We start from the raw sequence: 244 nt of genomic DNA, 5'->3' as shown, positions 1-244 counted from the left end.
ATGCAATCGGCGATGGCTGAGCAAGTCGACCCGACGGCGCTGTATATCGAACAGTGGCCCGCATTGGTGGCGGCCAGCCAAATTCTACATACCGATGAGAGCGGTCCGCCCAACGGATGGCTGTTCAAAGTGCGTGCGATGGATAACGCTTGGCTCGAACGAATAGGCGAGTACACAGGACTTGCCATATCGCTCAACGTCAAGCCCTATGATGCCGTTAAGCCTACCGAGCTAGTGTTTGCAG

At 55.7% G+C, this 244-nt stretch carries 1 protein-coding gene; it reads left to right on the top strand.

The window, feature by feature from the left end; genetic code table 11:
• Nucleotides 1-12: 12 nt before the first annotated feature.
• Nucleotides 13-244: CHASE4 domain-containing protein (locus SB773_RS34020; RefSeq protein ID WP_410594901.1), on the top strand; the 232-nt coding region annotated here is incomplete at its 3' end.

Source organism: Bacillus sp. SIMBA_074 (assembly GCF_046534555.1).
In the GTDB taxonomy this organism is placed as follows: Bacteria; Bacillota; Bacilli; order Bacillales; family Bacillaceae_G; genus Bacillus_A; species Bacillus_A mycoides.
This window is presented reverse-complemented; position numbering and strand designations above follow the sequence as displayed.